The 13,885-nt window shown below is 64.9% G+C and carries 11 protein-coding genes and 2 pseudogenes; 3 read left to right on the top strand and 10 right to left on the bottom strand.

Going from position 1 to position 13,885, the window contains the following annotated elements:
• Positions 1-23: 23 nt before the first annotated feature.
• The 3 genes from ALC15_RS37310 to ALC15_RS37300 all read right to left on the bottom strand — a co-directional run bounded on the left by ALC15_RS37310 (position 24) and on the right by ALC15_RS37300 (position 2,522).
• On the bottom strand, positions 24-1,013 hold the full coding sequence (locus ALC15_RS37310) for a LysR family transcriptional regulator (protein ID WP_050631622.1): 990 nt from the start codon (positions 1,011-1,013) through the stop codon (positions 24-26).
• A gap of 257 nt (positions 1,014-1,270) precedes the next feature.
• Positions 1,271-1,744 carry a hypothetical protein gene (locus tag ALC15_RS37305; RefSeq protein WP_128089695.1) on the bottom strand — a complete coding sequence of 158 codons (474 nt, stop codon included), beginning with the start codon at positions 1,742-1,744 and terminating at the stop codon, positions 1,271-1,273.
• Positions 1,745-1,829: 85 nt separating this feature from the next.
• Entirely contained in the window at positions 1,830-2,522 is a 693-nt protein-coding gene (locus ALC15_RS37300) for a cation efflux transmembrane domain-containing protein (RefSeq protein WP_050631592.1), read from the bottom strand.
• Between the two features lie 67 nt (positions 2,523-2,589).
• On the opposite strand from ALC15_RS37300, the gene ALC15_RS37295 reads away from it, so the two are divergent.
• Positions 2,590-3,027 (top strand): MerR family transcriptional regulator, encoded by a 438-nt coding sequence (locus ALC15_RS37295; RefSeq protein WP_050631591.1) that lies wholly within the window; start codon positions 2,590-2,592, stop codon positions 3,025-3,027.
• Between the two features lie 166 nt (positions 3,028-3,193).
• Here ALC15_RS37295 and ALC15_RS37290 read toward each other — a convergent pair.
• Both ALC15_RS37290 and ALC15_RS37285 read right to left on the bottom strand, forming a co-directional pair.
• Positions 3,194-4,755 (bottom strand): annotated as a pseudogene (locus ALC15_RS37290) (2-isopropylmalate synthase).
• Positions 4,756-5,164: 409 nt separating this feature from the next.
• Positions 5,165-5,734 (bottom strand): bifunctional transcriptional activator/DNA repair enzyme AdaA, encoded by a 570-nt coding sequence (locus ALC15_RS37285; RefSeq protein ID WP_050631590.1) that lies wholly within the window; start codon positions 5,732-5,734, stop codon positions 5,165-5,167.
• Positions 5,735-5,859: 125 nt separating this feature from the next.
• Here ALC15_RS37285 and ALC15_RS37280 point away from each other — a divergent pair, with 125 nt between their 5' ends.
• Positions 5,860-6,285, top strand: a complete 426-nt coding sequence (locus tag ALC15_RS37280; RefSeq protein ID WP_050631589.1) for a nuclear transport factor 2 family protein — start codon at positions 5,860-5,862, stop codon at positions 6,283-6,285.
• A gap of 460 nt (positions 6,286-6,745) precedes the next feature.
• Positions 6,746-8,953 (top strand): spermine/spermidine synthase domain-containing protein, encoded by a 2,208-nt coding sequence (locus tag ALC15_RS37275; RefSeq protein ID WP_157860973.1) that lies wholly within the window; start codon positions 6,746-6,748, stop codon positions 8,951-8,953.
• 332 nt (positions 8,954-9,285) lie between these two features.
• Here the strand turns inward: ALC15_RS37275 and ALC15_RS37270 are convergent, their stop codons facing one another.
• The 5 genes and pseudogenes from ALC15_RS37270 to ALC15_RS37250 form a co-directional block, all read right to left on the bottom strand.
• The gene (locus ALC15_RS37270) at positions 9,286-10,242 is read right to left on the bottom strand and encodes a polyphosphate kinase 2 family protein (RefSeq protein ID WP_050631587.1); all 957 of its coding nucleotides are present in this window, start codon (positions 10,240-10,242) and stop codon (positions 9,286-9,288) included.
• Positions 10,208-11,218 (bottom strand): branched-chain amino acid ABC transporter permease, encoded by a 1,011-nt coding sequence (locus tag ALC15_RS37265; protein WP_050631586.1) that lies wholly within the window; start codon positions 11,216-11,218, stop codon positions 10,208-10,210. The genes ALC15_RS37270 and ALC15_RS37265 overlap by 35 nt, the downstream gene beginning before the upstream one ends.
• A gap of 94 nt (positions 11,219-11,312) precedes the next feature.
• Positions 11,313-12,095: pseudogene (locus ALC15_RS42580) on the bottom strand (branched-chain amino acid ABC transporter permease); the annotation flags it as partial.
• A 192-nt stretch (positions 12,096-12,287) separates the two neighbouring features.
• Positions 12,288-12,992 (bottom strand): ABC transporter ATP-binding protein, encoded by a 705-nt coding sequence (locus ALC15_RS37255; protein ID WP_050631621.1) that lies wholly within the window; start codon positions 12,990-12,992, stop codon positions 12,288-12,290.
• A gap of 4 nt (positions 12,993-12,996) precedes the next feature.
• Complete coding sequence (locus ALC15_RS37250; RefSeq protein ID WP_050631584.1) at positions 12,997-13,770, bottom strand: ABC transporter ATP-binding protein; 774 nt, start codon at positions 13,768-13,770, stop codon at positions 12,997-12,999.
• Positions 13,771-13,885 lie beyond the last annotated feature (115 nt).

Genomic DNA, 13,885 nt, shown 5'->3' with positions numbered 1-13,885 from the left:
CTGCGCAGCCTTCCAGCGACAGCTCAAGCGCGCGGACTGCCGATCCGCCCGACCCGGTCGGTCTCGATCGTGCGCAGATAGTCCAGCATCAGGCGGCCGGTCGCGGACAGATGCGCGGCGCCGCGGACCACGATCTTCAGCTCTCGCCGCCCCCAATCGTCGCGCAGCGGGATTGCACGCAGGCCCATGCCCGCGCCGACGACCGCGAAGGCGCGGTCCGGGATCAGGCCGAGCCCCATATTGGCCTGCACCATACGGCAGACCGCATCGAAGCCGGGCACGTTGATGCGCAGCCGCATGGTCTTGCCGGCCTGGTTTGCCGCATATTGCGAGCGCAGATAGATCGAGCTCGCGGTGTGCAGGCCGATATGGTCGAAATCGAGCGTCTCGGTGAACAGCAGTTTCTCGCGGCCGGCCAGCGGATGGTCCGGCCGCATCACCACCACCAGATTGTCGTAGCGATAATGAAAGGCTTCGAGCGCGCGGCTGTCGGCTTCGGCCGAGCAGATACCGATCTCGGCTGCGCCCTCCTCGATGCCGCGGATCACCTGCCCGCTCGGCCGCTCCTGCAGATCGACGCGCAGCAGCTCGTGCGCCGCGAAGAAGGCGGACAGATCCTCGGGCAAATACTGCACGATCGCCGAGAGGTTGGCGAGCATGCGGACATGGCCGCGCACGCCTTGCGAATATTCCGACAGCTCGACCGCGATCTTCTCGACATTGAGCAGCGTGACCCGGGCGTGATGCAGCAGCGCCTCGCCGGCCGGCGTCAGCGCCATGCCCTTGGCGAGCCGCTTGAACAGCGTGACGCCGAACGCCAACTCGAAATCGTTCATACGCTTCGACACCGCCGAGGCCGCGATGCCCTCGCGCTGCGCGGCGCGGGTGAGGTTCTGCTCGTCGCAGACGGCGACGAACAGGCGAAGCGTGGTGAGGTCGACGCGGCGGGTCAGCGCGGTCTCCGCCGGCGTCGCGGCGCGCGGGAGGTCGACGTCGATGGAGGCAAGCGGCATGGGCGGCATCCCCGGAAAGCACGCAGGGTAGCGCCGGGGATGGCGCGGAAGATTCCAAAGCAGTGCGGTATGGGAGGGATTATTGGGATGGGATTCCAACAATGACCCGGAAAGCCAGAATTCATCCCAACCCATCAACCTCGGCCGTCATTGCGGAGAGCAATGCGACGAAGCAATCCATGTATCGACAAGCGGAAAGATGGATTGCTTCGCTCCGCCCGCAATGGCGGGGATCGAGCCGAACTGCGTTGTGTCGACTACGGGATCGGGATGAGCAGGCCCACCGTGGTACTCAGTGATCGCTCGTGTCCGCGGTTGAACGCGTAGCTGTATGATGGCTCCAGAAACCAACCGTACTTCCGATCCGCGGTGGGCCAGTACATGAAGTCGAGCGCGAACTCCGCACTGGTCTGGGTCCCTCCCCGCGAAAATGTCCATTGCGGACCAATGCCGACCATGAACTCGAGCTTGTCCGACAGGGTGAAGGGCTTCTTGAAGAGGAGGTCCGTACCCCACTCGCCACGTCCGCTATGGAACATGCGATCAACGCCTCCTTCGATTTCGAGCCAATCCTTGATCGGCGTGAACTCGACGGCGAGCGAGGGGCCATGACTGGAGGCGCCCGGCAAACCCCATTCGCTCGCTCCGCCGAGCTCAACGATGGCCGTGGGCTCCTTGGGATCTTTCTCTCCAGCTTGCGCGGCCGTCGTGGACAGCAGCAGCGCGAACATCAGCAGCGGTCCTCGACGCAAGGCCATGTTGCCACCCCTGGAACAAGCGGACGCGATGAATTCTGCCACGGCGCTGATGCAGCCCTTACCCACGCCTCTCCATGGACGCCGGGCGCCCACCGTGACGCAAACCGACGGTTGGCGCCACATCGGCGTTCGACCTGAACTCGGACCTTGCCTGTCGCATCACCGACGCCGATCCCTGGAGGGCAAGCGCGGCCATCGCCGCCGCCACGATCACGTCGGGCCAACCCGTGCCGGTCCCGAAGACACCTGCGGCCGCGAACAGCACCGCGAGATTGCCGAGAACGTCGTTACGCGTGCAGATCCACGCCGAGCGCATGTTTGCGTCTCCCGTGCGGTGACGCCACAGCAGCCAGAATGAGATTGTATTGGCGAGCAGCGCCGTGAGCCCGACGCTGCCCATGGTGACTGCATGCGGCAGCGTGCCGTTCAAGACGTGCCACGCCGTGATCCCGAGGACCCACAACCCAAACAGCGCCATCGTCGCAGCCTTTGCGAGCGCCGCAGCCGCACGGTAGCGCAACGCCATGCCAACCACGAGCAGGCTGATGGCGTAGTTGGCGGCATCGCCGAGAAAATCGATCGCATCGGCCTGCAGCGAGGCTGAACCGGCGGCAAGCCCGGCGCCGACCTCCACGCCGAACATGGCGGCGTTGATCGCCAGGACCGACCACAGGACCCGCCGATACGCGCTCTGGCGAAGCGGATCGCCGCCCAGGTCTTCGTGATGTTGTCCGCAACAATGCGAGCTCATGATCGGCCTGTCGCTCGATGGGCTTACGAGCTATATTAGGACCCTGTAGTCGCTACAGGGTCAAGAGATGGATGCGCTGACAATCGGGCAATTGGGCCGAGCCACCGACACCAAAATCGAAACCATCCGCTATTATGAAAAGATCGGCCTTCTCCCCGCACCGCGGCGCACTGCCGGGAATTACCGGAGCTACGCAGCCGAGCATCTCCAACGGCTTGGCTTCATACGCCGTACGCGGGACCTTGGCTTCACGATCGAGCAGGTACGTGAACTACTGAAGCTAGCCGCGCACGGCGAGAAGCCATGCGAGGAAGTGGACCAGCTTGTGGTTCGGCATCTTGAGGTGACCGAACGAAAGATCGCGGCGCTGACGCGATTGCGGCGGGAGCTGCGCGAAACGTTGGACTCCTGCCAGGGCGGCCGCATTGCCGAATGCCGTGTCATTCAGGCGCTGTCTCCGCCAACCGCCGCCAGGAAAAAGAGGGTCCTGGGCTCTCGCACTTGACCGCCGGAATCGGATGCAGAAGGGCCGTCAAGCGCAGAGACCGACGGCCGTGCATCCTTCGAGGCTCGCTCGGTGCGCGCCTCGATGACGGGTGGGGAGATGCGCGCCCGAAACAAAAACGCGGCGCCGAAGCGCCGCGTTTCCACATGTCGATCGCTCTCGCTCGTCAGCCCGCGACCTTGGAGGCCGGGACGTCGCGCTGGCGCTTCATCACGATCTTGTTCAACGCGCCGAGATAAGCCTTGGCCGAGGCGACCAGCGTATCCGGATCGGCGGCGCGCGCGGTCATCGAGCGGCCCTCGTGCGCCAGACGCACCGAGACTTCGGCCTGCGCGTCGGTGCCCTCGGTCACCGCGTGGACCTGATACAGCTCCAGCTTGGCTTCGTGCGGCACCAGGCGCTTGATGCAGTTGAACACGGCGTCGACCGGGCCGTTGCCCTCGGCTTCCTCAATCTTGATCTGGCCGTCGACGTCGAGCTTCATGGTCGCGCGCTGCGGGCCATGGGTGCCGGCGATCACGGTCAGCGAGGTCAGCTTGATGCGGTCGTGGGCGGCCGCCATCTCCTGGTCGACCAGCGCCTCGATGTCCTCGTCGTAGATGTCCTTCTTGCGGTCGGCCAGCGCCTTCATCCGCGTAAAGGCATCCTCCAGCTGGTTGGCGCCGAGCTTGTAGCCCATCTCCTCCAGCTTGTGGATGAAGGCGTGGCGGCCGGAATGCTTGCCCAGCACCAGCGAGGACTGCTTCAGGCCGACCATCTCGGGCCGCATGATCTCGTAGGTCGAGGCGTCCTTCAGCACGCCGTCCTGATGGATGCCGCTCTCATGCGCGAAGGCGTTACGGCCGACGATCGCCTTGTTGTACTGCACCGGGAACGAGGTCGCGGCCGACACCACCTTGGAGGCGCGGGTCAGCTGCGTGGTGTCGATCTTGTTCCAGTACGGAAACTTGTCGTTCCGCACATTGATCGCCATCACGATCTCTTCCAGCGCGGCGTTGCCGGCGCGCTCGCCGATGCCGTTGACGGTGCACTCGACCTGCCGCGCGCCGCCGACGATGCCGGCCAGCGAGTTGGCGACCGCCATGCCGAGGTCGTTATGGCAATGCACCGAGAAGATCGCCTTGTCGGAATTCGGCACCCGCTCGATCAGCGTCCGCATGAAGTGGGTGTATTCCTCCGGCACAGTGTAGCCGACGGTGTCGGGAATGTTCACCGTGGTGGCGCCGGCCTTGATGACGGCTTCGACGATCCGGCACAGATAGTCCATCTCGCTGCGGGTGCGTCCTCGGCCGACCATTCGACGTCGTCGATCTGGTTGCGGGCGCGGGCGACCATGGCCACCGAGGTCTCGATCACTTCCTCGGGGGTCTTGTTCAGCTTCACCCGCATATGCAGTGGCGAGGTCGCGATCACGGTGTGGACGCGGCCGCGGCGGGCGAACTTGACCGCTTCGGCGCAGCGGTCGATGTCGGCCGGGTGGGCGCGGGAGAGGCCGGCGATGACCGAGTTCTTGGAGCGGCGGGCGATCTCGCTGACCGCCTGGAAGTCACCTTCCGAGGTGATCGGGAAGCCGGCCTCGATGACGTCGACGCCCATATCGTCCAGCAGCTCGGCGACCTCGAGCTTCTCCTCGAAGGTCATGGTGGCGCCGGGGCACTGCTCGCCGTCGCGCAGGGTGGTGTCGAAAATGATGACGCGGTCCTTCTCGGACTTACCAGCGGTGGCCATGTCAGAAATTCCTTTGAGCTTTGCGCCCGTCATGTTTGCTGCTTGAGCGTTTACATTGGGCGATTATCAGGGTCCGGTGATCTCGTACAAACCCCTGAGTGCCCAGGCGCAGACGCCCAGCCGGCCCTCAGGGGCAGGTAAGAAGCAGGCCGCCAATAAGGAGGGCGGGCGTTGCGGCCGGGATCGTGGCGGTAGCCTGTGCCACCTCCCCCGAAATCCCATCAATTTGGCCGCGAATCAGCATTGCCGAACCCTGTTGAGCGCCAAAACCCTCGGTCAAAACCATTGACGGTTGGTTGCCGGGACGCGCTTTGCGCCGTCGTTCTAGACGATTATGGCGAGCCGCCGCAATGGGTAAAGATGGTCAGGGGGGTTGACCTAACGTGGCCGCATGGCTGAGCGCGCCCCCTCACCTCCGCCCGCGCGAAGACGCGCGCAGGCTCGACGGCGAGCGGCCGTAGAGGTCGGCGAAGGCGGCGTTGAAGCGGCGGACGCTGCCGAAGCCGGCGCGGAAGGCGATCTCGGTCATCGCATCGTTCGTCGTGTCGATCAGGCGCTTGGCGCGCTGGACGCGGCGGGTGGTCGCGACCTGCTGCGGGCTCGCGCCGACATGGCGCTCGAACAGCCGCCCAAGATGGCGCGAGGTAATGCCGAGCCGGTCGGCCAGCGCGGCAACCGAGCCGCGCTCGAGCGCGCCGCCGTCGATCAATTTCAGCGCACGCGCGACCGTGGAACGGGTGCCATTCCATGCCGGGCAGAACGGCGCGGTTTCAGGACGGCAGCGCAGGCACGGCCGGTAGCCTGCCGCCTCCGCCGCGGCGGCAGTCGGGTAGTAGGCGACGTTGCGCGGCAACGGGTGCTTCACCGGACAGACCGGACGGCAATAGATCCGCGTGGTCTTCACTGCGGTGAAGAAGCGGCCGTCATAGCGCACGTCGCGCCGCAGCCGCGCCGCGTTGCAGACCTCGAAGCTGAGCATGGCCGGACACTAGCGCATCGCGCGATCGGGGAAAGGGGCCGCTGGTGATGAGGTCCGATTCCGGCCAGCACGTCCCGCCGCGCCGGCCTAGATCGAGTCGATCGATCAACCCCGGAGATATCGCAATGACCAGCCCGACCAACAAGGACATCGTCCTCAACGCCTGGCAGACGTTCAGGACCCGCGACGCCACGCTGATTGCCGCCGCGTTCGCGCCGGATGCCGAATGGATCGCGCCGGGGCGCAATGCCACCGCAGTCGCGCTCGATCACACCGATCACATGATCGGCGCGGAGGCGATCGCCCGCTTCATCTCGACCGAGATGCACCGCCTGTTTTCCGAGATCGACATCGCTTTCCGCGCGGTTCATGCCGACGGCGACAGCGTGATCGTCGAGGAGCGCATGCGCGCGACGCTGCCGGGCGGCAAGCCCTACGACAACGACTATTGCTTCGTGTTCGTGGTCGAGGCGGGCCGCATCAAGCAGGTGCGCGAATACATGGACACGCGCAAGGGCTGGCAGATGGTGTTCGGAGAAGCCGCGGCGTGAGTGAGCGCGCGGCGGCACTGCCGCGCACTCACGTAAGGGACGAACCAACGGAAGGGCTCCCTCCCCCCTTGTGGGGGAGGGTTAGGGAGAGTGGTGGCCACACGACACGCTCTTCGACGTGCGATTCAACAACTGAGATTGCGATAGCCATACTCTCATGATCCCGCCCGGGGCCTTACCCCTCCTCCCACCCTCCCCCGCAAGGGGGAGCCAACGAGGGTGTTCTCCTCACGCGGTCGATGCTTGCCCCCGGGGCATTCGCGTCCTGCATGACGCAAGCAGACACGCTCACCGCTAAACCTCTCCTACACCATGACATCATGCGTGACGCGGACGGAGACAACCATCGCGCGTACGCGGGCAGGCAAGTCAATCTTTGCTCAACGGGTTGCATCTAGGGTGCCGGCGGCGGCCGGGTGTTATGGGCGCGACCTTGTTTGGTTAAGGAGATATGGCGATCATGCCCGCGACGAACACGGTCGAAGGACCCAATCAGCGACAAGCCGGATTCAATCTCTTCCTCGTCGGATTCCTGATCCTGTTCCTCGAACTGGCCTGCATCCGCTGGTTCTCGGCCAAGGTCGTGTTCCTGCAATTCTTCACCAACATCGTGCTGCTGGCGGCCTTCCTCGGCATGTCCTGCGGCTGCCTTGCCGCCCGGCGGACCACCAACTGGCTCGCGCTGTTTCCGGGGCTAGCCCTCGTGACGTTCGCGGCCGTGGCCACGATCATGGTGCTGTATTTCCAATGGGGCGAGTTCGCGGTCGACGTCGGCCATCAGGCCTCGCCGCAGGAGGTGTTCTTCGGCACCGAGTATCGCAACCCGGATCTCGCCAAGTTCGTGGTGCCGATCGAGGCGATCGCCGGACTGTTCTTCGTGCTGATCGCGCTGATGTTCGTCGGCCTCGGCCAGACGCTGGGCCGCGCCTTCGACGCCTACCCGAACCGTGTCGCCGGCTATTCGCTCAATATCGGCGGCAGCCTCGCGGGCATCGTGGGGTTCTCGCTGCTGTCGTTCGCGCAGGCGCCGCCGGTGGTCTGGTTCGGCATCAGCTGCGCCGGCATCGCCTACCTGCTCTACCAGGACAAGGCGCTGTCGCTGCTGCGCCTCGTGACGATCATCGTCGTGGTCGGATTTACCGCATTCTACACCGATCGCTCCGGCAACCATGACATCCGCTGGTCGCCCTACTACGCCGTCGACCTCAACAAGAAGAGCGGCGAGATCACTGTCAACAGCATCGGCCACCAGGAAATGATGCCGTTCAGCGAACGCGGCTCGTCCTATTCGCTGATCCATTTGCTGCAGAAGCACAGCGGCGGCGCGCCGTTCAAGGACGTCATGATCATCGGCGCCGGCTCCGGCAACGACCTGGCGCACGCATTGCGCTTCGGCGTCGAGCGCGTCGATGCGGTCGAGATCGATCCCGCGATCCAGGACATCGGCATCCACAACCATCCCGACAAGCCCTATCAGGATCCGCGGGTAGTGCCGCATCTCGACGACGGCCGGCATTTCTTGCGCACCACCGAACGCAAATATGATCTCGTGGTGTATGCGCTGGTCGACTCGCTGATCCTGCACAGCGGCTACGCCAACATCCGTCTCGAAAGCTATCTGTTCACCGAACAGGCATTCCAGGACGTCCGCCGCGTGCTGAAGCAGGACGGCATCTTCGTGATGTACAATTACTACCGCCAGGGCTGGATCGTGCAGCGCGTCGCCGAGATGGCCAAGCAGGTGTTCGGCTGCGATCCGCTGGTGCTGCCACTGCCCTACAAGGAAACGCTGACATCGTCCGAGGCGGTCGGCTTCACCACCATCATCGCGGGCTGCAATCCGCGCATCTCCACCGCATTCCGCGACCGCGGCAAGTTCTGGCTGAACAGCATTCCGCCGGAGAACCTGTCGGTCAACGGCTTCGACAAGCCGCAAGAAAAGGCGCAGGACAAGGCTGCGCCCCAGCGCGGCGACTGGGTGCCGCTGGCGCCGGCCAAGCTGGTGGTCGACAATGAAGGCGCCAAGCAATCGACCAGCGACGATTGGCCGTTCCTCTATGTCAGCGGCCGGCTGATCCCCGACCTGACGGTTCGCTCGATGATCCTGCTCGGTGTGCTCGGGCTTGGCCTCGTCTATCTGTTCAAGCCGAAGGGCGCCTGGCGACCCAACAACCGGATGTTCTTCCTCGGCGCGGCCTTCATGCTGCTCGAGACCAAGGCCGTGGTGCAGATGGCGCTGCTGTTCGGCAGCACCTGGCTGGTCAACTCCGCGGTGTTCTTCACCGCGCTGCTCTTGATCCTCGCGGCCAATCTGTATGTGATCAAGGTGCCGTCCACCCGGCCGGCGCGGCACTACGCCGGGCTGCTGGCGCTGCTGGCAGTCTCGGTGCTGGTGCCGCTCGACACGTTCCTCAGCGGCGGCATCGTGTGGCGCTACGTGATCCCGTGCGCGCTGGCGCTCGGCCCGATGTTCTTCGCCGGCGTGATCTTCGCCCGCTCGTTCCGCGACGAAGCCAATCCCGACCAGGCGTTCGGATCCAACATCGCGGGCTCCGTGATCGGCGGCCTTGCCGAGTCCTGTTCGACCCTGCTCGGCTTCCGCTATCTCCTGATCGTTGCGATCGGCTTCTACCTCCTGTCCGCCTGGATGCCCTCGCGCAAGGGCTAGCGCGTAAGGGACGCGCCGGCCAAAATATCGAAAACAACCCCATGCAAAGGCGCCGGGGCTGACCGGCGTTCGACCGGGCTGCTTGACACGTCGGGCAACTCAGCGATATATTTCTAATATTCCGAAATAGCGAGTTCGATCGCTGCGGCCGGCTTGTGCTGTCCGCGTGGATGCCGTCACGCAAAAGCAGGCCGTGGGGCGAGTAAGGGGGCAGGGTTCCCTCCCCCCTTGCGGGGAGGGAGCCTGACGGGCGTGCCCACCTCACGCGGCCATTCGCTCACCCGCGAGCACGATGCGACAACGGAAAGAACGCCGCTCTACTTCTTCGCGCCCTACTTCTTCGCGGTCTCCTTTTTCGCCGCATTCTTCTCGGCCGCTCCGCCCTTGGCTTCCGCCTCCAGCGCGGTGCGGACGCGCCTGAATTCGCTGAGCTCGGCCTTGTCGACCACGGGGAATTTCAGATCGAGCCGGTCGAGCGCACCGACGATGGTCGAGCCGATCACGGCACGGGCAAACCATTTGTGGTCTGCCGGCACGATGTGCCAGGGCGCGTCCTTGGTCGCGGTGTGGTGGATCATGTCCTGATAGGCGGCCTGGTACTTGGCCCACAGCGCGCGCTCGGAAATATCAGCCATCGAGAACTTCCAGTTCTTGGCCGGCTCCTCCAGCCGATCGAGAAACCGCCGGCGCTGCTCCTCCTTGGAGACGTGCAGGAAGAATTTCAGGATCACGGTTCCGTTGCGCGACAGATAGCGCTCGATCGCGGAGATGTCCTCGAAGCGTTCGCGCCAGATCTTCTTGGTCACCAACCTCTTCGGAATCTTCTGCTTGGCGAGCACCTCGGCGTGCACCCGCACCACCAGGCACTCCTCGTAATAGGAGCGGTTGAAGATGCCGATGCGGCCGCGCTCCGGCAGCGCGATCATCGCGCGCCACATGTAGTCGTGATCGAGTTCCCGGCTCGACGGTTGCTTGAAGGAGGACACCTCGCAGCCCTGCGGGTTGACACCTTCGAACACGCTCTTGATCGCGGAGTCCTTGCCGGCGGCATCCATGCCCTGGAAGATCAGCAGCAACGACCAGCGGTCCTGGGCGTACAGCTTCTCCTGGTAATCGTTGAGCCGCTTGCGGTTGGCCTCGATGATCTTGCCGCCGGCCTCCTTGTCGATGCCGCCCTTCTCGGCGGTCGGGTAGGACTTCAGGTGAAATTCGCCCGATCCATCGAAACGGAACGGCGCGATGAAGGGCTTCAGTTCATCGGCGAGCGATTGGGACGGTTTGTTGTTCATGGCCTCTCGACGGCTTGCGTGGCGATTTGATCCGGTCGATCACGCTACCAAGAATGCCCTTGGGCAGGAAGATGATGAACAGCACCAGCAGCACGCCATAGACCAGGTTGTCCCAGCCGACCGCCTTGGTGCCGAACGAGATGCGCAGCACCTCCGCCAGCACAATGGTGATGACGGCGCCGACCGTCGGGCCCAGCGCGACATAGACGCCGCCGACGATCGCGGCGAACACCATCTGCAGGGAGACCGCGATGCCGCTCACGGTGTCCGGCGAGATGAACATCTGGTACTGGCAATACAGCGCGCCCGACAGCGCGGTCATCAGCGCGCTGATCAGGGTGATCTTGAGCTTCTCGGCGGTGACGTTGACGCCGGCTGCGGCCGCGGCGTCCTCGTCCTCCGAGATCGCCTCCATGGCGTGGCGGATCATGCTGCGGTCGATCGCGCGCCAGATCACGAGGCCCGCGACCCACACGGCAAGCGCGATCAGGTACCAGGTGGTCTTGTCGTCGAATTGCAGCGCGAACAGCCCCTTGCCGCTCGGGGCGCGCTGCGGCGTATAGCCGAGCGAGCCGCCGGTATAGTCGCGGGTCGCGGTGATGACCTGCAGCACGATGCCGGACAGCGCCAAGGTCACCAGCACGAAATAGTGCCCGGTGATGCGGAAGCGGAAGCAGGGATAGGCGACAACAAGCGCGAGCACGCCCGCGGTCGCCATGCTCAGGGGGATGCCGATCCAGGGTGAGACGCCGAGGTGATTCCACAGCAGCGCGGTGACATAGGCGCCGATGCCCATGAAGCCGCCATGGCCGAGCGAGACCAGGCCGAAGCGGCCCATGATCGACCACGATGTATAGGCGAACGACCAGATCAGGATCAGCACCAGCACGTGCAGATGATAGGGATCGCGATGCACGAAGGGCAGCGCGACGAGCGCGAGCAGCGCAATGATCCAGCCGGCAGCCTGCCTGTTCACGAGCGCCTCGCCAGGAGCCCGCGGGCCGGATGAACATCATCACGATGAAGAAGGCGAAGGCCAGCACGTAGCCCCATTCGAGATCGGAGAACAGGCCGCCGAGCGAGATGATCTCGGCGAACACGAAGGCCGCGATGAAGCCGCCGATGAAATTGCCGAGCCCCCCGAGCACGCAGATCAGGAAGGTGATCGGCCCGAACGACAGGCCGACGAACGGATGCACGTCATACTGCAACACCAGCAGGCAGGCCGCGAGGCCGGCGAGCCCGCCGCCGATCGCCGAGGTGACGAGATAGATGCGCTTGGGATCGACGCCCATCAGCGGCATGATCTGGCGGTCCTGCGCGATGGCACGGATCGCAGTGCCGGTGAAGGTTCGGGTCAGGAACAAATAGACGGCGATCATGCCGACCAGCGCCGCCGCAAACGACAGCAATCGCGCGTAGCTGAAATTCATCTCGCCGAGCGCCAGCACCGGCAGGCGGATGCCGAGATTGCGGAAGTCGATGCCGAAGGCAACGGTGGCAAAGCTCTGCAGGATGAACAGCACGCCGCCGGTGGCGAGCAGCTGGTTGATCGGCGGCGCGGTCAGCAGCGGCGCGATGACGAAGAAGTGCAGCGCGGCCCCGAGCAGCGCCACCAGCAGGATGACCAGCGGCGCCGCGGCCCAGTATGGCAGATGGAAGACCTGCACCAGATAGTACATGCCGTACATGCCGATCATCACGAGCTCGGCGTAGCAGATCCAGGTGACGTCGATCACGCCGAAGATCAAATTGAGCCCGAGCGCCAGCAGCGCCAGCACGCCGCCGAGCAGGATGCCGTTGATGACGGCCTCCAGCAGGTAGATGTCGAAGATGTCGAGGAAGGATTGCATGGCTACTCTACCCTAGACCTGTACAGCTTCTAGCCGGGCTGGTGTCGCCGTCATCCTGAGGTGCAAGCGTAGCGAGCCTCGAGGGATGAGCCGCGGGCTGCGTCCATCCTTCGAGGCGCGCAAGAGCGCGCACCTCAGGATGACGGCAGAATAAGCAGGTGTGCCGGGCCGTCCGTTCCTCGAATATCATGTTCACACCCCCAGATACGCCTGCTTGATGGTGTCGCTGGCCGCGAGCTCCGCTGCCGTGCCGGCGGCGCGGATGCTGCCGGCTTCCAGCAGATAGGCACGGTCGACCACGCGCAGCACCTGCTGCACGTTCTGCTCGACGATCAGCACCGTGAGCCCCGAGGCGCGGATACGCTTGACCAGCTCGAACACCTGCTGCACCACGACCGGCGCGAGTCCGGCCGAGGGCTCGTCGAGCAGCAGCAGTTTCGGATTCGACATCAGCGCGCGGCCGATCGCGCACATCTGCTGCTCGCCACCCGACATGGTGCCGGCCATCTGCTGCAGGCGCTCCTTGAGCCGCGGGAACAGCTCGAACACGAACTCCAGCCGTTCGGCATAGTGCGCGCGGGCGCCCGGCATGTAGGCGCCCATCTTCAGATTGTCCGCCACGGTGAGCCGCGGAAACAGCCGGCGGTTTTCCGGCACATGCGCAATCCCGAGGCTGACGATGCGGTGCGCAGGCGTCGCGACGACGTCGGTGCCCTCCATAGCGATGGTGCCCTTGATCGGGCGGATCAGGCCGGAGATCACGCGCATCAGGGTGGTCTTGCCGGCACCATTCGGGCCGATCACGCCTACCGCCTCGCCCGCCCTGACGTCGAGGCTGACGTCGAACAATGCCTGGAAGCTGCCATAACCCGCATCGATCGATTTCAGCTCCAGCATGCCGTTATGCCCCGATCCGGCGGCGCGCCTGCGCGGCGGCCGCGGCTGCGAGGCTCGCATCCGCATCGGTGCCGAGATAGACCTCGATCACGCGGGCGTCGCCGGCGACATCGGCCGGCAGCCCCTCGGCGATCTTCTCGCCATGATCGAGCACCATCACGCGATCCACCACGCGCATCAAGACGCCCATGATGTGCTCGACCCAGATGATGGTGATGCCGAGCTCGTCGCGGATCCGGCGCAACATGTCGGCCGCCTGGTCCATCTCGGCCTCGTCGAGCCCGCCGAGGCTTTCATCCGCGAGCAGCAGCTTCGGCCCGGTGGCGAGCGCCTTGGCCAGCTCGAGCTTCTTGAGGCCGGCGGCCCCCAGACCCTCGACGCTGCTGTAGCGATCGGTCGGTAGCCCAACCATCGCCAGCGCGCGTTCAGCCGCCTCCTCCGCCTTGGCGCGGCTGTGACGGCCCTGGCCATAGAAGCCGGCGAGCACGACATTCTCGAAAATGCTGAGGCGATGGAACGGCCGCGGGATCTGGAAGGTGCGGCCGATGCCGCCGACGATGATCCGGTGCGGCGCGAGCCCCGCGATCTCGCGGCCGTCGAACAGGATCGAGCCCTCGGTCGGCGGCAAGGTGCCGGAGAGCATATTGAAAATCGTGCTCTTGCCCGAGCCGTTCGGGCCGATCAGGCCGAGGATCTCGCCCTGCTCGACGCGGAACGACACGTTGTTGACGGCGCGAAAGCCGCCAAACCGCTTGACCAGACCTTCAACGGCGAGCACGGCGGTCCCCTTCGCGGCGCTAGAGCAGGACGAAGTCAGTTGAAATCAGCTTGGCCGCGGACTCGCTGCACCTCTCCCGCTTGCGGGGGAGGTCGGAGCGCATCGAAGATGCGAT

Source organism: Bradyrhizobium viridifuturi (assembly GCF_001238275.1).
Classification (GTDB): domain Bacteria; phylum Pseudomonadota; class Alphaproteobacteria; order Rhizobiales; family Xanthobacteraceae; genus Bradyrhizobium; species Bradyrhizobium viridifuturi.
The sequence above is the reverse complement of the archived record's forward strand: the minus strand, read 5'-3'. Positions and strand labels throughout refer to the sequence as shown.